Raw genomic sequence first — 24008 nt, forward strand, 5'->3', positions numbered from 1 at the left:
TTCGCTACCGTTACAGATGACCAACTCGCTGATGCCATTCGTTTGATTAACAACCGTCCTCGTAAATGTCTCGGTTGGAGGTCGGCTCACGAAGCCTTCATGGAAGAGGTGTCGCACTTAGCTTGACAATTCGTCTAACTTAAATAATTTCACTTTTCTTCGGACGCGTGTTTGACACTTTTTGCATTCCTTTCTTACGATGCAGAACCCTATCACTGATCCCATTGAATTTAGAATAAAGTCAGTAACACTTGCAATTCTACCTATTGGCAATAAAAATTGCATAACCTCAATGAATAATGAAAGCATCATGCCAAAAAATATTGGATTTACGTTTCTCGCATTTGTATGAAATGTCACAAAAGAAATCAGAACTAAATACATGACCACATTGATTAAATACTCCAGATCCCCTGCTAGCAGAGGAATTAGTTGTATTTTAATGCTAAATTGAAAAGATAAATAACTGTTCGAAGGTAAGAGTGATACAGACAGTATGCCTAACATAACTAATGAAATAACCAGTTTACTCATTGTCGTTCTTATGGCATTTAATTGATCTCCACTCTTTTGTCTTCTGTAATAAATAATAGCAAACACAATAAAAATAGTGATCAATGTAGTCAAAACAAAAGGGAGATACTTGCCGAAAATTCCCCAGTATATTCTAAAATTACCCATTGAAAGTATATCCCCCAGTCATATCGCCTTAACATTAAGTATTCGTCGATGTAATTAAACTATCCTGCCAGTTAGCTTAATGAAGCATCGTCAGTCTAACACTTTATTTTTCAGTCTAGAACTCTATTTTCTTCTAACAATAAGTACGTTCTATACTTGAACGAACTAGGCTTCGCCTGTGGATTTCACATACGGCTGTGACAATCGTGTTTTTACACAGCTCTCTTCTTGATGGCGAGATGAGATCTATTAGACGCTAACGACTACATGTACGAGTACATAGCCAAAAAAGAACGCAGCTCGTTATAGGGCTGCGTTCTTTTTTTGGCTTCTGGAACATACGAATATGATGCTGATTTACTGTTTATTCCGTTGGTACCAGCTTGAGAAGTCGAACGATTAAAACAACCGATTCTTCTCTAGAAGCGTTAGCATTAGGAATAAATTCATGCTCCGTCTTGCCATTGATAATTCCGGCATTGCCTAAAGCGTTAATATGAGCTTTTGCCCAGCTGCCATTAATATCTTCAAATTTAGTGTTTGTATTTAACAGGGCTAAATCAAGTACTCTGGCCAATAGTGCTGCGATTTCAGCCCGTGTAATTTCACGGTTGGGCTCGAAACTTCCATCTGCATATCCTGTCATGATCCCTTTCTCTAAAAGGGCTCTAATGGCGTTTTCAGCAAAGTGGCCAGTAGCATCTGTAACAACTTGAGTTCCCGTAGCTGTGAGTCCAAGTGCATTAACGAGCATTTTAGCAAATTCCCCTCGAGTTACTTTCCCCTCACCTCGAAATGTACCGTCTGCATACCCCTTTACAATTCCAGCTCGCGCGGCAAAGTCAATGTCAGCATAACTCCAAGATGTTATTTTCACATCCATAAAGGTTGTTGAACTTGCTGATTCAGCCTTAAGCTTAATTTCAGCTATTGCCGCTTTATCTACTTTGTCATTGTAAACGGGCTTGTTTACAACAGGCGTCGGTGTCGGCACTGTCGGTATAGTTGGTCCTACTGGTGTCGGTGTTAATACTACCGGTGCTGATGATTCCACTGTTACGGTATAAGTGGTCTTTGTTGTTTCATCCTGCGCAGTAACAATGACCTTGTTGCCTGTCGCTAATGTAGTCGCTTGGTCTATACCATTCGCCTCATAGACTTTAAATGTCGCATCGGCTGCTGGGGTAATCGCTGCTTTAAACACAGCTAAAGTTGTTCCGTAAGGAATGTTCGTTATCGTTTCATTCGCCGCTCCGCCTGTACTTACTGTTCCAATGGACGAGGTTAATGTTGCTATTGTGCTCTTTAGATGAATGTCTGTCAAATCAACCGTTAAAACTTGTACAGCAGATGCCACATTAGCTAATGTAGCTGCTGTACGGACGGAAATCGTATCTCCTGCTTCTACACTAATGTTATCCACCGATGTCGTACCTGTTGCAATGGCTACGTAACTTCCGTTGTTTACGTTGTACTCCATAGCATCCGAGACACCGTTCAAAATCGTTGTATCAAAGCTTGTTCCTGGTAGCAAATATCCCTCTGGAGGACCTTCTTGCACCGTTACGGTGTATGTGGTCTTCGTAACTCCATCTTGCGCTGTAACTATGACCTTGTTGCCTGTTGTTAATGTAGTCGCTTGGTCTATTCCATTTGCATCATAAACTTCAAATGTGGCATGAGCTGCTGGTGTGATCGCTGCTTTAAACTCAACTAACGCCGTTCCGTAAGGAATGCTAGTTATCGTTTCATTCGGCGCTCCTTCTGTGCTTACTGTGCCAAACGTCGAGGTTAACGTTGACTCTGTGCTTTTTGGCTTGATGTCCTCTAAACCAACCGTTAATACTTGTTCAACAGATGCCATATTATTCAATGTAGCTGCTGTACGGACAGTGATTGTATCTTCATCTTGTACAGTAATGTTATCTACTGCAGTAGCACCCGCTGCAATGGCAACGTAATTTCCGTTATTTACTTTGTACTCCATTACATCCGTTACACCATTCAAACTTGTGGAATCAGCGTTTGTTCCTTGTGACAAATATGCTGTTGGAGGGCCTTCTTGCACCGTTATGGTGTACGTAGTCTTACTTGACGGATCTTGCGCTGTAACAATCACCTTGTTACCCGTTGCTAATGAGGTCGCCTCACTTATTCCGTTCGCCTCATAGACTTCGAATGTCGCATCCGCTGCCGGTGTAATGGCATCCTTAAACGCAGCTAACGTCGTTCCATACGGAATGTCCTTGATCGCTTCATTTGCCGTTCCGCCTGTGCTTACTGCACCAATCGTTGAAGTTAACGTTGACACAGTGCTTTTTGGATGAATGTCCGCTAGAGCAACCGTTAATATTTGCGCATCTGTTGCTGGATAACCAGATCCTGCTGCTGTACGGACGGAGATCGTATCTCCCACTTGTACGCTAATGTTGTCTACAGAAGCAGCACCCGTTGCAACTGCAACGTAACTGCTGTTATTTACTTTGTACTCCATGGCATCCGTAACACCATTTAAATGGGTGGTATCCACATTGGTTCCAGGCACTAAACTGCCTGTTGTTGGCGCTGCTGGTCTTCCTGTAACCGTGTAGCTTTCAACCATTGCTTCGTTGTATACCGTTCCCTTAACCGCAATGGCTTTAATGGTCATATCATCCGTCACTACGATTGGTGAATTGTATAGTGTATTATTCAACGTCGGCTCATCGCCGTTCGTCGTATAATAGATAGCTGCGCCTGTAGTTCCGCTGCTAAGCTCTACCTCAGTTTGCCATGCAACAGACCCACCTTCAATATCCGCCGTAGGCGTTTCTGCTAAGAAAACTTGCAGCTCAGGATAATGGCCATCTTTAATGAACCACTCACTGTCGAAATCCCAAGTCGAGAATGTGGATTGTGTTTTCATATCAGCAGTCGACTTCGGTATTCCTTTTCCTGAATGATCGGAATCATTAGAAACTTCTTGATCATAGTAGTTATCAACGAATACGGTAGCATTCTCACCAGAATAAATGCCACCTACCAGCCCACCGCGGGGATAGCTGCCAATAACTGCTCCTGAAGCATAATTATTTGTAATAGAACTTTTATAAGTAATCCCTACTAAACCACCAACATTACTGCTATTATTCGTGGTGACATCAGCTGTAGAGTAGCTATTAATGATCTCGGCCAAATCTTGGTAGCCAACCATACCTCCCGTATAAATTGTTCCTGTAACTTTACCCGTCACATAGCTGTTGGATATCGATGAAGACGTCCTTTGAGCACCTGCTATAGCACCCGTAAAATACAGACTACTATTCACTACATCCACATTTTCGAAACCAATATTTTTAATAATAGAGCCTGATACTTGTTCTCCAATGAAACCGAGAAAGTTCATATTCCTATTTATTTTCAATCCCTTAACCACATAACCATCACCATCGAGTGTGCCGCTAAATGAATAAATAGGCGTCCAATATTGCCCACCATTATACCCAGCACCCGTTGCAGAGAGATAATCCGTTAAGTCAATATTCCCTCCAAGCTTGAAATGGCTACCAGAATAATTACGAATTCTATTTAACTGATCAGGTGTCGTAATAATGTAAGGATCGCCTATCACTCCGCTTCCTCCACTGAAATCTGACGCCGCAAACACTTGCGAAGGATTCGTCATTGGTCCAAATAAAGAAATAATGATTACGAAACACAGCATTCCAATTAAGCTAGTTTTTCTACTTTTCCTACCTGTTACTGATCTCTGTAACATAGCATTCGTTCACTCCCGCTTCATGATTTAGATATAGGCATAGCCCAAAGAACTAATCATAGCCATCAAGTCAAAATAGGTATACTCACTAAAGTTAGCATTGCGCAAATAATGTCGAAAAAGCCAGTATTCGCGCCCCTATCAACGTCGATTACTGGCTTTTGAGTCTATTCATTCCATATGTTTAATCTACTAGTAGAAGTTCTCTTGCTCGCGCAATTGCTTGAGCACGACGTTTCACTCCTAGTTTCCCGTATAAACGAAAAAAATAACTTTTAACCGTTCCTTCTGTTAAGCCAAAGCGATGGGCGATCTCCTTATTGGACAATCCATCGATCAGCGCGTACAGGATCTCTGTTTCACGTTTCGTCAAATGCTCAGGCAGCTGTAATTGATCCTCGGTCGGAATAACTGCAAGATGAAGCTCTACATCGCTTGCTGCACTTACCTGCACCTTGGATTCCTCTAACGATTTTAAATATAACATCCGAGTGATCATCAGATCCAGCATATCCCGTACATCCTTGGTAAACACTCCGGCGATGAGATTGTTTTCTAGATAAAGGAGGGATTGCAACGGTTTACCTGGAACAAGAATGGGCATACATAAAACTGATATCGGCTCGAATCGACGAATATAAGGATCTGCTGCAAAAGAGCTGAGCGAAGCATCTGCAAGCACAACCGATTCGCCCGTTTTAATCACATAACGAACAATCGTTTCTGCATAGACCATTGTGTCTACAGAAGCTCCCCCTTCACCTAACTGATCCGTAATAGAAAAGTTCTCTTCATCGCTGTTCAGTACATATCCTTTTTCTGCGCCAGAATACCTTAGCACCGTTTCAAGAAAACGATTTAATAACATTTGGCTGACATCCTTACTAGACCATCCGGAAACTTGCTGTAAGAGCGTCCTCTCGTCCGCGATTACGGGCATCAATTCTCTCTTCGTTTCCATCGATTCCAATTCTTCCACAATCGTCCTGTATGCTTCTTGCGATACAATGGATGTTGATCGAAGCTCAGGGTATGTCTCCCTCAGTTTTCTGACCTTGGCAACAGCCCCCCACTTTAAAAAAGCAGCGCAGGCATCCGCCATGAGCGTATCCGCTCCGATCGTACTGCCAGTTTCTCTATAACAAATCGAAGCACTCTCTAACGCGACAGCTTCCATTAACGAATGATTCTCCAGCCGCGCAGTACGAATTGCAGCCTCATATCCTTTTGTCGCAGCTGCTAGATTTCCATCTATTCGCATAAACTCAGCTCTGATGAGTAGATAAGCCGAAGACCTCTGTCCGAAATAACCGGTCCATTTCTTCATCTCATCCAATTGTTTGCTAAGCGCTCGACGAATATCTTCACGCTCCTCTTGCAGCGAATCTCCAAACATGGCCGCAAGTGTTAAGGCGTGATAAATATGCTGCTTGCGAACTTGCATCCTTGTCTGCCTAAACGTATTGAAACGGCCTTTCTCTACCCAGTCAAGCGCGTCACGATACCTGCTTTCCAAATAAGCGATTTCGATTTGGCAGGTACACATGTAATAGACCTCGTGATTCAGTGTCTCCTCTGAGTTCATTTTTTGTAAAGGCAAAACAATTTCAGCGATTTCCTCGGACTCATCTTGTAGTCTCGCCACATACCATCTTGCGATCCGGAATATATTGTGCGTCACTTCATCTACAAGCATTTGTGAGATTCTTTCAAAATCTGAAATACGAACAGACAACGCATGTAAATCACCAGTATGCGTAGTCGTACTTGTCAGCATAGCAATGCTCACATAAGTCAAATTGGCAGATTCCATCCCATAGCGTATCGCTTTCTCAAAATGCCGAACGCCTTCTTCCGGATTCTGTTGAAGCCTAGCAAGTCCCCTAATGTAGTTCAGTCGGCATTGCAAGTCATTGCTTTCAAATGAAGCAGAAAGAAGAATAGCCGTATCAATATAATAAAGCCCCGTACGGAACAGAGATATCTTATTTCTAAGAATAACCAAGCCATGTCCAGCGAGCAAATACGCAAAAGCTTCGTTATTCCCGTGCTTCAGGCCAAAGCGAATGAATTTTGAAAATAATACGGCAGCCAATTCTAAGCTCAATGTAAATACTGACGTCGATATCGCCATAACGAGATCAGACAACGCTTTATAATGAGGATCACGATTTATAGGCAAGTGAGCAAGCTCCTTACGCTTACTGTGCAAGGCGACTTGCGCCAGCATTACTTCCTTGGCTATCTCTGCTTTAGAAGGCTTCAGCGGCAGTCTCCAGCCGAATTCCTCTAGCGCCTGCCGACCGATATTTACGGCTATATCATCTCTTTTTAAATAACTATTCATGCCTATCCGTATCATGTGAATACGAGAGCGTTCGATCACGTCCGTCGTTCGCAGCATTAACAGGTTGAGCAGTGCTTCCGCAGCATCCGTACGGCCGCACATATATTCACATTCAGGCATCTCCAGCATCAAGCGATAGGCAATGGATTGCGTACCTTTACTGTCATCCTGAACAAGGCGCATGCCACTATTTAGATAGTGCAGAGCAGCCGTAAACGCTGTCGCAGCTTTCGACTTCAGGCCTGCCTGAAGATTGTATTCTGCCAGTTCGTTTCTCTCCGCTTCATCCGTCATTTCGTCGATTCCCAAATTCAGATGATAAACCATATCGAAAATCATTTCATCCTTCTCGCTTGGTGAAATGGTGCGCAGCACACGTCCGATCTTCAGATGCAGGCCCGCTTTAGCCGATACAGGAATTAACTGATAAGCTGACTGCTGCACCCTGTCGTGTAAAAAAGTATAATAACCGTTATCCGTTCCATTAGCGTCATACTCTTGATACAATAAACCTTCTGCTTCGACGGATTGTAGTAACATTCTTGTATGGAACACGTCGAGGCCACTTACAAGAGCAATCATGGTAGGGAGAAAACGATGACCGATAGCCGCTGCAACAGCAAGCAGCTCAGTCGTTTCTGCCGACAGCTTCCGTATACGATCATCGATTAAATGAAGTATGCCGGTATCTTCGGGCATCTGTGTTACTATGGCTGCTTCCCAAGCCCACATCGAGGCTTCCTCATCGAAATAGATCTCTCGCTCCCTGTAATGGCTATCTAAAAGATGGTGTAAATACATGGGATTACCGCCCGTCTGATGGTAAAGCGACTCCGCAAGCAAGCGAACCCTAGACGTGTTTTCATTCAGGATCTGCGTTACAAACAGTCTAACATCAATATAGGACAGCGGTGATAACGCGATATGCTGGAACAACATCGGAGTTTCGTTCGCTTTCAAAAAAAGGGAATGTTCCAACCAAACCTCTGCATCATGATGAAGCTCTCCACTGCCTATCTCTTCTGCAACTGTTTCCTCTCGGAAAGAACCTATCAGGTATAAACCATGCAGCAGCTTATCTTGTACAACGGTACGAAGCACTTCCAAAGTAGCTGAATCCGCCCATTGGAGATCATCTAGAAATAGAACAAGCGGATGTGACTTGTCTACAAATGCTTTTATGAAAATAGGAAGCAAGCGGCGGAGTCGTATCGATGCTTCAGCAGGTGGAAGTACTTCTACGGAAGGAATTTCGCCAAATAGCGCTTTTGCCTCCGGCAGGAATGCCGCAATAACGCCCGCTCCCTGTCCTAATTCTTTCGATAATCTAGTCTTCACCATACCCAATCTTTTTGGTGATTCGCCCAGTGTCTGCTTAATCAACCTTCGAAGTGCCTGAAGAATTGGCGAAAACGGGATGTCGCGATTCATCAGTTCACATTTTCCGGCAACAAACTGACCGCCTTCGCTTGTAACGGGCACTTGAAATTGCCGGATGAGTGCCGTTTTACCGCTTCCCGCATGGCCGCTAACGATCACGAACGCAGATTCGCCGGAACGAACCTTTTCGTAAGCTTTACGAAGCTGCTCTTCTTCCTCCTCACGACCAAAGAGTGTACGAGGTAGCAGAAACCGGCTTGCCTCATCTGCCTGGGCAATGCCAAATGATACGATACAACCTTCGTTTATTAATGAAGAAATACATCTTTTCAAATCCATTAGCAGCCCATAAGCACTTTGATAACGCTCCTCTGGCGACTTCGACAGTAGCTTCATAATGATAGCCCCAAGCGATTCGGGAAGCTCCGGACGCAGCTCTTTTAGCGGGGGTGGCACAATGGCTAGATGAGCGTGTATCCATTCCTCCGCACCCTCAGCTTGAAACGGTCCTCTCCCTGCAAGCAATTCATAATAGATCATGCCCAGCACATATAAATCGCTGCGTTCGTCAGGTGAACGGTTAAGCCTTCCCGTTTGCTCCGGTGAGATATAGATGTAATCCGTTTCACGCTTTTCTTCAATCACGGCTAGATAGGTTTCCGAATCAAGCACAATATGAGCTGGATTTAAATTGCCTAGGACAGTCCCACGCTTATGTGCCGAATGAGCCTGTTCCGTAATGGATATAGCAATATGTAAAAAGGTGAGAATTTCTAACGGAGTCCCTTTTAGCCATTCTTTAAGCTTAATCCTCTCTGTATGCGGCAACTTTCCCAATCCTCCATTGAACTTTCAAACTACTATAAAATGAATTTTTTACACACTAGTGTTGCATAAATGATCTAGGAATTTTTAATGTTTTTTTGTTATTACTGTGTCTAGGAATAGAAAAGATTTTACAATGGAGGGCAGGTAGTTCCTGTCCATCATCCACTAAAAATGACCAATCGCATAGGTAGGATAACCTATTTTATTCATTTGGCAAAGGATTTCGCCCATTATTACGAAATCGAAAAAAAAACCATCGCTGAAAGTGGTCGAGACAATTTCAAAAAGCTTATGACAATCGCTTACTGCAAGCTTCACCTGTCTACTATTTGGAGAGCATATCAAGGGCTGCCACCAGGCAGCCCTTTTGTTATTCAACTATCGTTTCACGTTAGTTGAACAATTGATTAGTAATTTTCCAATTACATAAGGGTTTATCATCCCAAATTTGTACTTCTATATAACGTTCTGGTCCTTTATCACCGTCGAAATTCCACACTTGAGGTAACCCAAATTCATTTATTACTTTTCTTATCTCATTCAATGTATAAACCTGTTTACGATATGGCTTTCCATCTTGGTATCTCATAGTAGGAAATAAATCGCCGTAAGTAAAACTTATGTTGTCCGTTTCAAATTCATAAATTGGAATTTCAAGTTCTTTACCTAATGGATACCAATCTAAAAGCCAAGGACATTTCCCAAGAGTCATATAATGGGGATGGCTTCGACTGGCTTTACCTCCCTTCGAAACAAATATTTCTCTTGCCTTTAATTCGAGACTGCGACGAATTTGCAGATAATCCACAGACCTCTTACTTGCAAATCCCTTTTTATTAAGTCGAATATTACTGAGAACTCGTTCTGCTTCATCAACTTCTAGGTCAGATAAATTAACGAATGGACCTGTTGATTCATCGTAGTAATGATAAAGTAACTCTCTCATCATATATCCCACCGATACATAGATTTATTTCTAGATTTAATTATATCTCTCTCGAAAGCTTTATTAAACTAATCTGCCAGTTAGTTTAATGAAGCACCGTCAGTCAAATACTTTATTTTTTGTAGTCTACAACAAGATTTGATTTATTGCGGAAGTGTTAAGGAAGTATTTTCAATCTTTTATCCAAATTATCAAACTTTGTTTTAAGTCTACACCTACTGTTTTGCCCCAGTTCTGTGGCATGGTATTATGCATTTTTTCTTATTGGCCGATATCAGAGGTAAAGTAAATGGATTTAAAGGCAGCGAGATTCTCATACGAATGATATTTTAAGGGGGTATAAATAATTAAGACCACTCAAAAACATTCGACGAATAACGTAGATAAAACTAAGGCATCATCTAAAACCATAACTCCTCAGCAGTTACATCCAGTGTTGCAACTGCAACAAATGATTGGAAATCGGGCAACCATGAATGTATTGAAGACTAATCAAAAGCCAATACAACGTAATGAATACCCCTCAAACGATGAGTTAGAAAATGAAGGCAACAGGTTGGCAGGTGATGATAACCGCACACCAGGACTTAATTTATTTAAATCCGATGCTCAGTCGGAACCTGAGAATATGCTTGTTGCAAACTATAACGAAGAAGTTAATAAATGGTTTATTGATGGAGATTTGGCGACTGGTTCATTTTTGTTTGTGACGAAGCGAGATAAAAGTGATTTCGGAACTCTTTATCTGGCCACGGATTCGGAGGTAAAGCCCACACACTATAATGAAAAGCCGATTGGTCACATGGGTCTGGCAAGAAGGGCTGGAGCAGTCGAGGAGGAACATGAAGTTGTTGGGTATGCAGGTGATATAGTGTTAACGGATGGTTACGTTGCTCGCTGGACTAATGATTCAGGGCACTTTACTCCGCCTGGTTTGAAAGAGGAGGCTATAAAAAAGGATAAGACCTATTGGGGATTGCCTTATAAGGCTTTTAAAAATCATACGTTGTTAGGGGACCCACCAGATACTTCTAAAGTAAAGCCATTTGCTGAAATGGTGCAGAAACGAAATGCAATTAATGAAGTTATAGCAGAGGCAAAGGCAGAAGCTAATAACCAGGAGAAATTTATTGCTGGAAAAGCTGTGAAAAAACTTAAAGGAGGGCCGTTAATTCCTAATAGCATCACACAGGGTAGTGCAAAGAAGCTTATTGAATTCTTTGTTAAACATAGGGAACTGGCTGATGAGGAATTTGTTGTAGAAGGTTTAAAAGTGATTATAAACATTGTTCTTGTATAGACCTCTTCTGCAGAAAAGTAAACCAAAATGTGGATTAGCTCCACAAAAAAAACGGGGTACTTTTTTTGTTCTTTCTTAAACCACATTTGTTCTATTGGCATCATCTTACCATGACGTTATCCTGCCCTTCAGCTTAATGAAAATGGAGCAGCTGCCCGATCGCAATCTGCTCTATGTGGTATTCAACTAAAGTTCACCGTTAGCATTCCATCAGTTGTCCACTTTGACGGCCCTCGCCCCATTCAATCCGGTTACGATTCATCTTCTGGTGAAATCCTGCGAAAAAGCAAGAACTTATTTTCTACTGACACCTGACTAGCGTCAAGAGCTTGTTTGCATGCTTTTCTAATTTTTGAATACATTTATGTATTCGATTAACAGGAGGACACGTCATGTCACAACTCGGGCAATCGTTTATGAGAGGAACTCTGGTTTTGTCTGTTGCTGCTTTCATCAACCGGATTCTAGGTTTTATCAGCGGCATGTATATAGCTCGCGTACTAGGCGCAGAGGGAATCGGCATCTTGATGATGGCGCATCCGCTTGTCCCGCTCGTCATTACGATTACGGAGCTTGGATTACCAGTGGCAATTTCCAAGTTGGTCGCAGAGGCCCAGGCTCGCGGCGAGCGGATGAAAGTGAGGCGAATTCTGTATGTCTCGCTCTCTGTCACGGGCGTCTTGAGCGTAGCTCTCACGACCGTATCGTTACTTGGATCAGAGTGGATCGCGTCTATTCTACTAAGTGATCAAAGGGCATATTACGCTATGCTAGCGATTACGCCGATCGCACCGATTATAGCTGTCTCCGCCGTATTAAAGGGTTATTTTCGGGGCATGCAGCAGATGAAGACGATTGCTGCTTCTGATGTGCTGGAGCATACGGTTCAAATCGCTTGTGTGTTAGCATTGGTGCACCTAATGCTGCCTTACGGAATTGCTTATGCAGCTGCTGGTGCTATGGCTGCCTCTGTAGTCAGCGAAGCGATAAGCCTTTTATTTCTGATGACAAGCTACAAGCTATATGGTGAAACTAAGGTATCGGGCGAGACTTGGGCGAGCCATCTGAAACAAGGAAGAAGCACACTCGGCGAGCTGCTGCAAATCGGACTTCCGACGACTGGCCACGGTGTCATTCATTCGTTATACAACGCCTTCCAGCCGCTTCTTATTACAACCAGCCTGGGCATATACGGCATCGGCACAGCTTTAGCCACGAAGCAATTCGGTCTGCTGGCCGGCTATGTGTTTCCGCTATTGTTCATGCCAAGCTTTATCACGCAATCCTTATCTACCGCTCTTATTCCTGCGATTGGTGAGGCCGCGGTGAACAAGAATAGTCTTCTCATTCATGAGAGGATGAATCAGGCTATGTTATTGGGACTTTTGATCGGCGCGCCAGCGACCGTTATCCTGTACGAATGGGCAACTCCACTAACGACACAAGTCTATAATTCGCCTGAAGCAGGACTACTTCTAAAAATACTGGCGCCTATGTTTTTTCTGCATTATTTCGACGCTCCACTTCATGCGATTCTGCTTGGCCTCGGCCGCGCAAAAGCTGCATTATGGAATTACGTAACAGCCACTGTATTCAAGGGTGTGTCGGTCTTTGTTTTAGGCAGTCAATTAGGAATCATCGGCGTTGCGTTCGGCATCGGAATTGGCATATTGATGCAAACACTGTTGAACTTTTTTTCCATCTCGAGTTCGATCGGGTTTTATGGGAGTATTCGTCCTTATATTAAGGTTGGGATTTGCATGATGCTAATGGCTATATGCGGAGACTTGACCTATCACTATCTAGCCAGTCATGGTATGCCGCAGTTATGGAGCGTAATCATTTCAATCATCGGTTCCTTGTTTCTTTATTTCGCTGCTCTAGTCGTGACCGGTATGTTTAATTGGAAAAGCACGCGTCATAGATTTTCAATTCCATGGTAAAAAAAGATCGATATTAAAATGAATCAGTTGTCAGCAGAAAATAAAGGATTATACTGGGTCTCTATATCTCACGCGGATATTCGAGTAGCAATACCATCAGATTCCGTAAAATTAGCTTTAGACTGCCCTAGAAATTGAAACAGCTACTGCTAGGGACGTGAAACTAAGTCCTTTACAGCCGCTGCTTCATTAAACTAAAGTTTCCCGTTTGCTTAAACACGATTTGAGTAACCGCCTTTTCGAGGAAGTAATTCTTCAAAGTCACATGCCTCAACTACATTGAAATCTTTTGCCCAAAGGCTTTGAATAAGCAATGAAATAGACAGTAAATTGACTGCATTATCCTGCCCGTTCGCGTAATGAAAAAATGGAGCAGTTTGCCGATTGCAACTGCTCCATGGTGCGTTTAACTAACGTTCTCCGATAACTAAATGGGTGAGGCCGCGGGCCCTCTAGCTCACGAAAAATGGAGCAGTTGCTGAATGCGAACTGCTCCACAGATCTAACGTACTCTGTTTAATTGAGTAATGACTGTCTAATAGGCATCTATATACGTATTAATTATTTATTCATTTTTAGCTTGATCCCAAGCTTTTTTAAAATCGATAATACTCTCATATCTTTGCTCTCGTTCCTTACTAATTGCTCTTAAGGCTACTTCGTAAAGGGATCTATTTGCTTCCCATTTTGAAATAGATAGATCCATCTCACCACCTAGTAATCCAAATGCGATAGCTCCCATTGTGAAAACATTCGTTTTTGAATCAATAGGAGCTCCTAATGTAAATTCTTCTGGAGATTTGGATCGTCTTGCTCCCCAAAAATTCTCTCCCATATCATTGACAGATGGAGTTTCTTTGTAAAAATCAATATCGCAGATTTTAGTAATATCCTGAGAAAAATCATACAAAATACTGCCGTCATAGAAATCGACGGCTACATACCCTTTTGATTCAACATTTCTGTGGAATTCATAAATGGCATCTAATGAATGCAGCCTTTTCTCAACCGATAACTGTTTGTATTTATAGAACGGTGAATCAGGATGAGTATGTTTAAATGCTTCTCCTACAAATAACCAATGTGAATGCAAGCACTCACCATTAAACCATTCAAAAATGGCAGCATACCCGTTTTTGGTTTCAAAATGATCAACAAGCTTTATAAGATGCGGATGTTCTAAGGTTGTGTATAGTGGTATTGCAGTTGATAGTCGTAAGACTGCATCCCGAGGGTTTCCGGAAAATTCAATTGGTTTACAACCCGCATACTTAACAAATCGCTTTTTGCCATCCTTCTCAATTCCGAAACAAATGTTTCCAGAATCCTGTTGATCAAACACGCAATAAACTTTGCCCAGCGATTGTAGCCATGTAAAATCGTGTTGCTCTTGAAGTTCAAAAGTAACATTGTCAATCTTGTACATTACTGGTTGTTGGTTCATTTAGTCTTCCCCTCAATCTGGGGAAATTCACGTAGTTTACAGGGCTATTTATACGCTATCCCCTTATTATATTCATTTGCCCTATTATCACTAATATGTCTTTTCATAAGACATCACTCCTCTCATTAACTCAATAAATATACCATAGTTATCAAGCATGGTAATCGATGAAATGGTATCGTAACGGGTGAAGTGCTATCACTCCGTAAAATCAAATAGCCACTTGGATATATGGTCATTCAAGATTACAACGACGGCGAGCAATATTTCGTCAATTAACGGGGGATCCAGGCATTTGGCGCGTAATTAATGGATCCCACCAATGTGAACCGGAGGTATTCCAAATCCTTCTTGGTCGTTTGGGTTGGTGGCAGAGTTAAACCCTCATAGGCAAAAAACAGGACATTTTCGGGCTGTTATTTAGACCACCTTTAAAGGAACCCTTGCTCCTTAAACTTTTTAATAAACCAGTTCGTATTAGGATAGCCCACCTGATTGCCAATAGAGTAAATCTTGTTATCTGTTTGCTTTAGCATCTCCGAAGCTTTCTCCATTCTATGATAATAAATGCATTGGGAGACTGTAAGTCACATTAGTTGTTTGAAGACTTTTGACAAATAATTGGGATGAAGTTAGATCCGGTCGGCAAGCATAGTCAAGGATATATCCTTTTCGAGATTGGCCTGGATGTACTCCTGCGTTTTCTTCACTATATTCTCATGGCGGTAAATCGGGACATCCACCAAGCCCTGCCTGAACTGCTGAAGAACCTCAAGAGCCCACTGGTCACGCTGCCTGACATGAAAGAATGTTTTCCCGTACAAATATTGGGCAAGCTCAGGCTTAATCATCTCTAAAAGCGTTTTCCCGTGCTTATTCATAATGTACAAGAAGGCGTTTGTGAGAAAGAAATACACATCCCTCAGATGTTTTGGAGAGCTTGTGGCATAGAGTCTAGAGAAAATACGCTTTATTTCTTTCTCCGCCTCTTCCCATTGCCAGTTTCAAACAAATGAGTTAACAGTCTGTTTCTAATGTTTCATAGATTGTACCGACCGAAACCGTGAACGGGATCGAGGCAAAGTTACCCGGCATCAAATAGCCGATACAGAAACCCTTTATGTCGTACCATCCTTATAGGAACAAAATCCTTCATGACGAATGGTCTCCTTCACTTCTTATCATATGGTCTTCTCTGTATTGCCCGGGACTTACGCCCACATGCTTCTTGAAAACTTGGCAGAAATACCGCTGGTTATCATACCCGACGTTCTGCGATATTTTGAAGATTTTGAAGCTGCTTTCCCTCAACATCTGTTTCGCTTTCTGAATGCGCAGCAAAGTAACATATTCCAAAAGCGTCTTTCCGGTCGATTTGGAATATAAGTTACTTACATAGGAAGAGTTGAGATCGAATCGCTCCGCCAATTGATCGAGTTGGATATTTTCATGGTAATGGGATTCCAGATAAGTTTTGATTTCTTGAACCACCTTTTCTTTTAGGGTGGTTTTCGTTACATTCAAATAAAATTGCACACTCTGCGCTAAATCCTGGCACTGTTTCTGCAAAGATGCCCAATCCGGCGCTTCCAATATCCCGTCAATCATCCGCGTGCGGTCTCCGATCACGCTCTCGATCTTGATTCCATAGTCTTGCTCGATCAGTTCGTGCAGCCGGTTCGCCCATTGGATGCCTACCTTCTTCAGGGTAACGGGTGTGATCAATCGCCCCGTACCCCATTCCATCCAACGATCGAGCAACTCTTCGAACTCTTTCTGTTCGAAACGGACGAAGGATCGTATTTTGTCAGACCAATCGAACATCAATCTCTCGGAAACGCGGGTGATCTCGGGCCAACTGTTCCCGTCCATTACCGGAACGCCGAAGAACAAACCCATTTGACATGCCTTGTCGGCTGCCAAAAAAGAGATGTGCGCATGCATGATATCGGTTACAACCGGACCGATTCCAAACGATAATGAAAGTTCGTCCGATGAGCTGTCATTCGAAAATGTTGCGGCAGCAGCCATCATAATTTCCGTTAATGACGCGTAATCCTCTAGGGCCGCCATGCATAATAAGATAACTTTCTGCTGCTCGTAGAGTAAATCCACGAAGATTCCGCTATTAGCCAAAAAGCTCAGGAGAGCATCCGTAACGCTAGTGTTTTTCATGCGTTCGAGCCAAAGCATCGCCGAGCTTCCGATTACAATGGCAGCAAACTGGTCATATCGTTCGTATGGCGTTTGATCGAACGTTGGACGTTTTCCATGGACAATTAGATCCGTAAACACCGCCCGATCTAATGCATTTGCAATTCGAAGCTCAGGACGATTCTTCGTTTGATCCGCTTTACGCTCTAGACGCTCGATCGCCCTCGAGACGGTCTTGGCCACTTCCTCGAGCTCTGCCGGCTTGATCAGATAATCCACTGCTTCCAGCTCAATGGCTTCTTTGGCATATTTAAATTCGGAATACCCGCTCACGATGATGCATTCCGCTTTTCGGCCTTTCTCCCTCAGGGCACGAATCAGCTCGAGTCCGTTCAGGCCGGGCATTCGAATATCCGTCAGGACAATGTCAGGATCCGACTGAAGAATCCTTTCCAGCGCTTGTTTTCCGTTGTTTGCCGTCCCCACGATCCGTATCCCAGAAGCGTTCCAATCGATCAAGGCCGACAACGTTTCCACCACAAGCTGTTCGTCATCTGCTATAAAAAGTTTATACATGATGTGTTTCCACCTTCATCGCCCGACCTCAATCCATTATGCCGATCTTAAGGGTAACATTAGTACCGACGCCCGGAACGCTGTCTATGCGGATCCCGCGGTCTTGGCCGTAATGCAATTGGATCCTTTCCTGTATATTCCTCAAGGCATATCCCCTCGGATGCATAGCAGCAGGATCAAAACCCAGTCCATCATCCTCGACTTCGAATATAAGCGTTTCCCCTTCTCTTCGTCCCCGAATGGTAATGCTCCCTTTATCCTCTTTCAACTCGATTCCATGAAAAATTGCATTTTCCACCAAGGGCTGAATAAGAAGCTTCAGCATGCGGATATGTACGATACCCGGTTCGAGGTCGATTGTTACCTCGAATTTTCCGCTATAGCGGATGTTTTGAATCTCCAAATAATTTTTCACTTGGTCGATTTCATTACCGACAGTCGTAATGTAGTCCCCGTTATTCAAGCTTAATTTAAAAATATTGGAAAGAGACATGACCATTTTGGAAATGTTTTTGGCATCGATTCGTTCAGCCATTAGATATATGGAATTCAGCGTATTATAAAGGAAATGAGGGTTGATTTGACTCTGCAGCGCATGCAGCTCCGCTTCCTTCTCCTTCAGCTTGGCTTCGATCAATTTGTCCGTCAATTCGGTGTTAGTACGAAAGGTTCGCAAGAATTGATTGCCGATTTTGCCGATTTCATCTTCCTCCTCAAAGAGGATTCCTTCAATTACATCCCGTTTGGCCGCTTTTCGGGCGACGGAAGAGAGCAAGGTTAACTGCTTGGTGATCCGGTTCGAAATCAAATACGAACCATAGGCGGCAAGCAGGAAAGCGAACAGCGTCAATAAGAACGTAACATTACGAATCAAGACGATTTCTGAATTGATGTTCGAATAGGGGATCATGCTGACCACTTTCCACTGGGTCCCCGAATTCGTATCGAAGGTGATGACATATCGTTCTCCGTTAATCGTTTCGATGCGGGTGCCTTTTTCAGGCAAATCATAGAGCAGATTCAATTCCTTTTGGGGAATCTGTTTCAAATCGGCGGTCCGGGAATTATAATAGATGACTTTGTTTTGCTCCAGGATCATTAAATGCCCGTTTTCCGCATTGGTAATGTCTTTAAACATTTCATCGAAGACCCGTCTATCGATTGAAATGATCAACATGCCGATCTGTTCGAGCGTATCGAGGTTATTTAATCGTTTGCCGTACAGCAGCAAGTTAGGACTGTTCTTGACGAGACGGACTTCATCGCTGTTCAGCCACAATCCCTGGCCACCCATGTCATTAACTTGCTGATACCACTTCGACAGGGAGACAGCCTGATAGATATTGTCATAAGTGAATCTGTCCCATTGGTTCGTGACGATCAGCTCCCTTTGCTCGCTGCCTACGTAAACGTAACGTATATACGATTTGTTGTTGGAAATATTGACGATCAGACTACGAGTGGCATTCTGAAGGTCATATATTTCCTTGAAATCATGCTTATTATAGGATAGAAAGGCCTGAACGTCACGGGAAGACAACATCAGTTTCGAAATGGTATCAACGTCATTCACGAAAGTTTGGATATTCCAATTGATTGAGCCTAACAAATTGGAGGTGGTATCGGACACCTTGTTCTCGACCGCTTTACTCAAATAGACATAGGTTAAGGAGGCAATAAGGACGAGCGGCAGCAAGGAACAGGCGATGGACAAAATGATTATCTTGCTTCGGATGCTGATCACTAGAAATGGCCGGTTTATTTTCATGTTATCCCTCTGGTTGAGAAAAGTATTAAGCCTGGTACTTTCAGTATACCTTCAGCCAGGGGCAAAAAAGAGATCAACCTTTAGTCGCTCCTGCGGTCATGCCGGAAATAACGCTCTTGTTGAAAATGAAGTAAACAATCATGGTCGGGATTGTCGTGATACTGATTGCGGCAAAGGTCGCTCCCCAATCCGTCAATCCATACTGTCCGATATAATCCATTAAACCAACCGGAATGGTCCGCGATTTCATGTCGTGAATAAACGTATTTGCGAAGATAAACTCATTCCAGACGAACATCAGATTCATGACGACAACCGTGACGATCGTATTACGGGATAGTGGTAAAATCATCCGCCAGAATACTTGGTAAACACCGCATCCATCCATCACGGCGGCCTCCATAATCTCGTTCGAGATGTATTTGTAGAAGCTCACGAAAAGATAGATCGAAATCGGCAGAGCAAAACCTACTTGGGGCAAAATGAGGGAAGCGAGCGTATTGATAATTCCTGTTTCGTTATAAAGAATGAAAAGCGGTATGAGCACGACTTGGATCGGAATCATAATGCCGCACAGGAATAAGAACAACACGCTTTGGCTCCATTTAAAACGCATCTTCTCAATAACGAATGCGGCCATGGCGCTGAACAAGATTACCAGCACGATAGTCGTCATGGCGACGATGAGACTATTAGAAAAATAAGTGCCCAAATTCCCTTTGTGCCAAACGCTGAGATAATTTTCGAATGTGAATCGGCTGGGTAGGCTAAGCGGGTTATTGCCGGAAAAATCGGTAGGTGCCTTAAAACTGGAGATGAACACCCATACAAGCGGATAAACCTGGATGACTAGCAGAGCAAAGGAAATAATCACAAGAATCGCCTTGGAATAGCTGGAAAATTTCATCTTCAAGTCTCCTTACTGTCCATCAGCCGTCTGATAAAAGCGACTGCTATGAGACTTTCAATGACGATAAATACAGCCATCGCGCTGCCATAGCCGAAGTTCAGACTGGAGAATGCGGTTTTGTACATATAAGTCGGCAATAATTCCGTCACGCGGCCCGGTCCCCCGTTCGTCATGAGATACGGGATGTCGAACCCTTTTAAAGCCCCCGTAGTAGCCATTATGATAGAAACCATCAGTACTGGTTTGATCATCGGCATTTTGATCGAACGAAACAGGTTCCAGGAAGAAGCTCCGTCCATTCTGGCGGCTTCCTCGATATCGGAAGGAATGGAAATGAGCGCAGTATACAAGATGATCATATAAAGACCGATAAAACGCCAACCTTCTGGTACCGATACGGCGGTCAGAGCCCACTCTAAGTCGGAAAGCCAAGGCTTGCTCCAGTCTCCTAGACCGATCTGCTGCAGGACATAGTTTAATATTCCTACTGGTTCGAACGAGTACACGTTTTGGAACAACTGCGCTATGGCTACCGACGTAATAATAGCGGGAGCGAAATACAACGTTTTAAAAATCTCTCTGCCTTTGGTGATGTTGGTCAGCAAGATAGCAACCAACAAACCGAGAAAAACTTGCATGGCCACAATAATTAAAACATAGATCAGGTTGTTGCTAAATGCCTTCCAGAACGTCTTGTCGCCGCCGAACATCTTTGCATAATTGTCAAAACCGATGTAGACCATCTCGGAAACCCCGTCCCAGGAGAAGAAGCTGAAATACATCGACCAAAGGATGGGAGCTAGAACGGTGAACAAATAAACGAGCAATGCCGGCAACAGGAAGACGAGAACGGCTTTGTGATTGCGCAGGATTTTATCCATACCCTTACTCATTCCCCATTTTTTAATATTGTTTTACTTACATAGCTGGCCAACCGAATTTCGGTTGGCCGGCTGTGCTGCGTAATTATTTGAAATATTTCGGCGCATTTTCTTTAATAGCTTGATCCATTAATTCTGCAAAATCATCCGGAGTATAGGCTCCGAGAGCTAAGGCATTCAACTCGGTGCCGAGCAGCTCATTCGTAGCCGGGTCGAGGCGCGTATCCCACGGCACCGCGAAGACGCTTCCGGATTTCGCGATTTCGTCTTGAATTTTATAGAAAAGCTCTGGCATCCCTTGCGTTTGATCAAGCGAATAATTGAAAGGCGAGAATTGGCCTTTTTTCGTATAGGCTTCTGGATATTTTTCCAGGAGGAATTTGAGAAATCCCTTCATCGTATCATCGAAAGTCTCTTTGTTGAATGCAACGCCAATACCCGAGTTGATGAAATAATCGTTATCAGCCGTCTTGGCGTCTTCCGTCATGGGAAGCCGGAAAAACCCGATGTTGTCCTTCATTTCCGCGTTCACTTTATCATTCACAAAATTCATAGTTTCCCACGAACCCATGTAATAGATTCCGGTTTTTCCCGCCAGAAACAAGTCACGCGCCGCGGTGTAATCCGTTGACGCGAACCCTTTTTGAAAGTACCCTTTGGTGCCCAGCTCATGAACGAATTGAATGCCTGCCATGCCGGCCGGCTCCTTAAAGGATGCCTTGCCTTGCTTAACGTTCTCGATAAAATCATTCCCGGTCATGCGGAAAGGCTTATAAGCCAGGTACCGGAGAACCGGCCATTTGTCCTTGCCATCGACGGCAATCGGCGTAATCCCGTTCTGCTTCAACGTCTCGGAGACATTCATAAACTCATCGAATGTCTTTGGCGGTTCAATGCCGATATCCTTAAACATCTTGATGTTGTACCAGAATACCTCGATCCCGTATTCGAGCGGGAAAGTGTACATGCTGCCGTCAGCAAACTGCTGATATTGCAAGGAAATCGGACGAAAATCTTCGTATTTCCCAAGGTCTTGCAGCACTTTTTTCATGTCCACCAGCTTGCCTTCCTGCACCAACTTGGAAGCATAGGCATCGGGATCGGTATCAAACATAGCGGGCATTTCATTGCTCGCGATCAATGTCCGCAGCTTCTGCAAATAGGACGGGCGATCGCCCGTACCTTCCAGAACCAGTTCGAATTCTGGATGCGTTTTGGAAAACTCGTCCGCAATTTCCTTTACTGTAACGGCCGGAGGGCTGTCTACTCCCCGGGCCACGAACCATTTGTACGTTTTCCTGTCCGCCAGAGCTGCCGATCCGGATTCTGCAGCGTCGTTATTATTGTTGTTACCGCCACCGCATGCGCTCGCCGCTGCCATCAGGACAAGAAGCGATAATGCAAGAGTCAACCATTTGACGTAACGTTTCATTTATACGACCTCCTGTGAGTTGGGAACCGAAATGGATACTTGTTCGAATTGAGCCCGGCCTTCCTGGACAAAGCAACCCCAGCCGCCGGTTTTCAAATTATACAAGCGTGTAGTCATGGCGACCTGTCCGGCCAAATATACGACGCAAACGGAATTTTCCACGATGATCTTGATATCATAAACCGTATTGGCTCGTAGTTCTATCGGCACTTCCAACTCTACCGCATGGGGACGATCTCCGTCGATGTGCCACTGCGCCTCACCCTTCACACGACGGGGCCACATATCGAATACGAGACGGTTATGAATCGGTTCAAGACGAATATAATAGGCTTCATCGAGGTCATCGCTTGCACGAATCATGATGCCGCAGCTTCTGGTCCCTTCGGTGAAGGACAGCCGGGCCGAAATCTTGCAAGTTTCGGGCATGGAGCCGGCTGCTATGCATGAGAATGTTTCGTCAGCCGCCGCAGTTATGCGTCCCTCTGACTCCTCCCAATCTCCAAACCGCGAACCCCACTCAACAGGCTGCTTTTTTGCAAAATGATGGGAAATGGTTTCCGGGATGCGAACCGTTAACGTTCCATCCGGTTCTTGAACGACTTCGTGTACGACCAAATTTCCGGCCCATTGCCAATTACCGTAATCGTCCTCGTTTTCCTTGCTTGGATCCCAGCCGAAAGCGTACCGTTTGTTTCCGTCACTCCATGTTTTTGCGGCATAGAACGCTCTGGCGTCAAAAGCGTCGTTCCTCGGCGCCGTCCAAGGTCCGCTCAAAGATTTGCTCATGCGGTAATGAGTGACGAACCGGTCCGAGAACGTGGAGTAAACCAGATACCACCATTCCCCGATCCGGAACAAGTCCGGGCATTCGTGCGTTACGTACATTTTCGGATCCCAGAAAGGTTTTCGGATTTCCCATTTTTTAAGATCCTTGGATGCGCATAATCCGATACTGCCCCGCCGGCGGGACGGACCTTCTTTGTTCCTTGCGGCGAGAAGCATCCAGTACTCGCCCGTCTCTTCGTTCCAGAACACGAAGGGATCGCGCCAGTCATGTTTTTCATATTGAATCCCGTCCGAATAGAAGGTATCTTCGGGAATTTTTCGCCATGATTCCATATCCGTGCTTACGGCATGCATGACGCATTGGAGCGGCTCACCGTCCTCTGCGAATTCCGGAAGCGGATTGTGGCCGGTGTAGAACATATGGTATTCGCCTTCGGCTTCAATGATGGATCCGGTATAACAGTTCATGTCTTGCTCGCTCACGCTTCCATGATTCAGCTTTTCGCCTTTTTCTTCGTAGTGCACGAAATCGCTTGTGCGAAGCTCGAACCAGGAGGTTCCTTCTCCGTGAACTTTTTTGTTCTCCCTCCAATCATGAAGATAGAACAAACGGAATGTACCATCTTTGTAGAAGGGGATGAGGTCTCCCACCCAAGCCCCGTCCGGCTTGTAAAATAAATTCGACAATGTATGCGACCCCTTTCGTTGATCATAACTTGATTATAAAAGGAAAAGAAAACGCTTTAAATTCCAACTTCTTTGTCTTATGTTCAATATTTTTAGCTTTCCACTCGAACATAGAAAAGACTGGTCCAAGATAACGGTACACAAAAAAAAGCCAGAGTCAGACAACTGACTCTGGCTTTCCGGGG

At 43.9% G+C, this 24008-nt stretch carries 14 protein-coding genes and 1 pseudogene; 3 read left to right on the forward strand and 12 right to left on the reverse strand.

Going from position 1 to position 24008, the window contains the following annotated elements; translation table 11 throughout:
* Positions 1 to 126: pseudogene (locus FHS16_RS32745) on the forward strand (IS30 family transposase); the annotation flags it as partial.
* Here FHS16_RS32745 and FHS16_RS32750 read toward each other — a convergent pair.
* From FHS16_RS32750 to FHS16_RS28475, 4 genes are all read right to left on the reverse strand, one after another.
* Complete coding sequence (locus tag FHS16_RS32750) at positions 118 to 681, reverse strand: VanZ family protein (RefSeq protein ID WP_183570654.1); 564 nt, start codon at positions 679 to 681, stop codon at positions 118 to 120. The pseudogene FHS16_RS32745 and the gene FHS16_RS32750 overlap by 9 nt on opposite strands.
* 364 nt (positions 682 to 1045) lie before the next feature.
* Positions 1046 to 4438 carry an S-layer homology domain-containing protein gene (locus FHS16_RS28465; RefSeq protein WP_183570656.1) on the reverse strand — a complete coding sequence of 1131 codons (3393 nt, stop codon included), beginning with the start codon at positions 4436 to 4438 and terminating at the stop codon, positions 1046 to 1048.
* A 184-nt stretch (positions 4439 to 4622) separates the two neighbouring features.
* Positions 4623 to 8993 carry an AAA family ATPase gene (locus FHS16_RS28470; protein WP_183570658.1) on the reverse strand — a complete coding sequence of 1457 codons (4371 nt, stop codon included), beginning with the start codon at positions 8991 to 8993 and terminating at the stop codon, positions 4623 to 4625.
* Positions 8994 to 9384: 391 nt separating this feature from the next.
* A complete protein-coding gene (locus FHS16_RS28475; protein ID WP_312891110.1) occupies positions 9385 to 9942 on the reverse strand; it encodes a hypothetical protein in 558 nt (185 codons plus the stop codon).
* 430 nt (positions 9943 to 10372) lie between these two features.
* Between FHS16_RS28475 and FHS16_RS28480 the strand changes: the two genes are divergently transcribed.
* Entirely contained in the window at positions 10373 to 11239 is an 867-nt protein-coding gene (locus tag FHS16_RS28480) for a hypothetical protein (RefSeq protein WP_183570660.1), read from the forward strand.
* Between the two features lie 392 nt (positions 11240 to 11631).
* Positions 11632 to 13182, forward strand: a complete 1551-nt coding sequence (gene spoVB, locus FHS16_RS28485) for a stage V sporulation protein B (RefSeq protein WP_183570662.1) — start codon at positions 11632 to 11634, stop codon at positions 13180 to 13182.
* Between the two features lie 565 nt (positions 13183 to 13747).
* On the opposite strand, the gene FHS16_RS28490 is transcribed toward spoVB, so the two are convergent.
* From FHS16_RS28490 to FHS16_RS28525, 8 genes are all read right to left on the reverse strand, one after another.
* Positions 13748 to 14626 (reverse strand): protein kinase family protein, encoded by an 879-nt coding sequence (locus FHS16_RS28490; RefSeq protein WP_183570664.1) that lies wholly within the window; start codon positions 14624 to 14626, stop codon positions 13748 to 13750.
* Positions 14627 to 15258: 632 nt separating this feature from the next.
* Positions 15259 to 15477: a hypothetical protein gene (locus FHS16_RS28495; RefSeq protein WP_183570666.1), complete on the reverse strand. Its 219-nt coding sequence runs from the start codon at positions 15475 to 15477 to the stop codon at positions 15259 to 15261.
* A gap of 301 nt (positions 15478 to 15778) precedes the next feature.
* Positions 15779 to 17356 (reverse strand): response regulator transcription factor, encoded by a 1578-nt coding sequence (locus tag FHS16_RS28500; protein WP_183570668.1) that lies wholly within the window; start codon positions 17354 to 17356, stop codon positions 15779 to 15781.
* Positions 17357 to 17384: 28 nt separating this feature from the next.
* Entirely contained in the window at positions 17385 to 19124 is a 1740-nt protein-coding gene (locus tag FHS16_RS28505; protein WP_183570670.1) for a cache domain-containing sensor histidine kinase, read from the reverse strand.
* 73 nt (positions 19125 to 19197) lie between these two features.
* Positions 19198 to 20031, reverse strand: coding sequence for a carbohydrate ABC transporter permease (locus FHS16_RS28510; RefSeq protein WP_246432019.1), 834 nt, complete (start codon positions 20029 to 20031; stop codon positions 19198 to 19200).
* 2 nt (positions 20032 to 20033) lie between these two features.
* On the reverse strand, positions 20034 to 20915 hold the full coding sequence (locus FHS16_RS28515; RefSeq protein WP_221226499.1) for a carbohydrate ABC transporter permease: 882 nt from the start codon (positions 20913 to 20915) through the stop codon (positions 20034 to 20036).
* Positions 20916 to 21000: 85 nt separating this feature from the next.
* Complete coding sequence (locus FHS16_RS28520) at positions 21001 to 22347, reverse strand: ABC transporter substrate-binding protein (protein WP_183570673.1); 1347 nt, start codon at positions 22345 to 22347, stop codon at positions 21001 to 21003.
* Entirely contained in the window at positions 22348 to 23823 is a 1476-nt protein-coding gene (locus tag FHS16_RS28525; protein ID WP_183570675.1) for a glycoside hydrolase family 32 protein, read from the reverse strand.
* Positions 23824 to 24008: the final 185 nt, after the last annotated feature.

Source organism: Paenibacillus endophyticus, from assembly GCF_014192395.1.
Taxonomy (GTDB): domain Bacteria; phylum Bacillota; class Bacilli; order Paenibacillales; family Paenibacillaceae; genus Pristimantibacillus; species Pristimantibacillus endophyticus.

Coding starts and splice junctions, on each gene's coding strand:
- FHS16_RS28475 (WP_312891110.1), bottom strand. CDS start 9,942: ATGATGAGAGAGTTACTTTATCATTACTACGATGAATCAACAGGTCCA.
- FHS16_RS28505 (WP_183570670.1), bottom strand. CDS start 19,124: ATGAAAATAAACCGGCCATTTCTAGTGATCAGCATCCGAAGCAAGATA.
- FHS16_RS32750 (WP_183570654.1), bottom strand. CDS start 681: ATGGGTAATTTTAGAATATACTGGGGAATTTTCGGCAAGTATCTCCCT.
- FHS16_RS28520 (WP_183570673.1), bottom strand. CDS start 22,347: ATGAAACGTTACGTCAAATGGTTGACTCTTGCATTATCGCTTCTTGTC.
- FHS16_RS28500 (WP_183570668.1), bottom strand. CDS start 17,356: ATGTATAAACTTTTTATAGCAGATGACGAACAGCTTGTGGTGGAAACG.
- spoVB (WP_183570662.1), top strand. CDS start 11,632: ATGTCACAACTCGGGCAATCGTTTATGAGAGGAACTCTGGTTTTGTCT.
- FHS16_RS28510 (WP_246432019.1), bottom strand. CDS start 20,031: ATGAAATTTTCCAGCTATTCCAAGGCGATTCTTGTGATTATTTCCTTT.
- FHS16_RS28515 (WP_221226499.1), bottom strand. CDS start 20,915: ATGGATAAAATCCTGCGCAATCACAAAGCCGTTCTCGTCTTCCTGTTG.
- FHS16_RS28495 (WP_183570666.1), bottom strand. CDS start 15,477: ATGATTAAGCCTGAGCTTGCCCAATATTTGTACGGGAAAACATTCTTT.
- FHS16_RS28490 (WP_183570664.1), bottom strand. CDS start 14,626: ATGAACCAACAACCAGTAATGTACAAGATTGACAATGTTACTTTTGAA.
- FHS16_RS28465 (WP_183570656.1), bottom strand. CDS start 4,438: ATGTTACAGAGATCAGTAACAGGTAGGAAAAGTAGAAAAACTAGCTTA.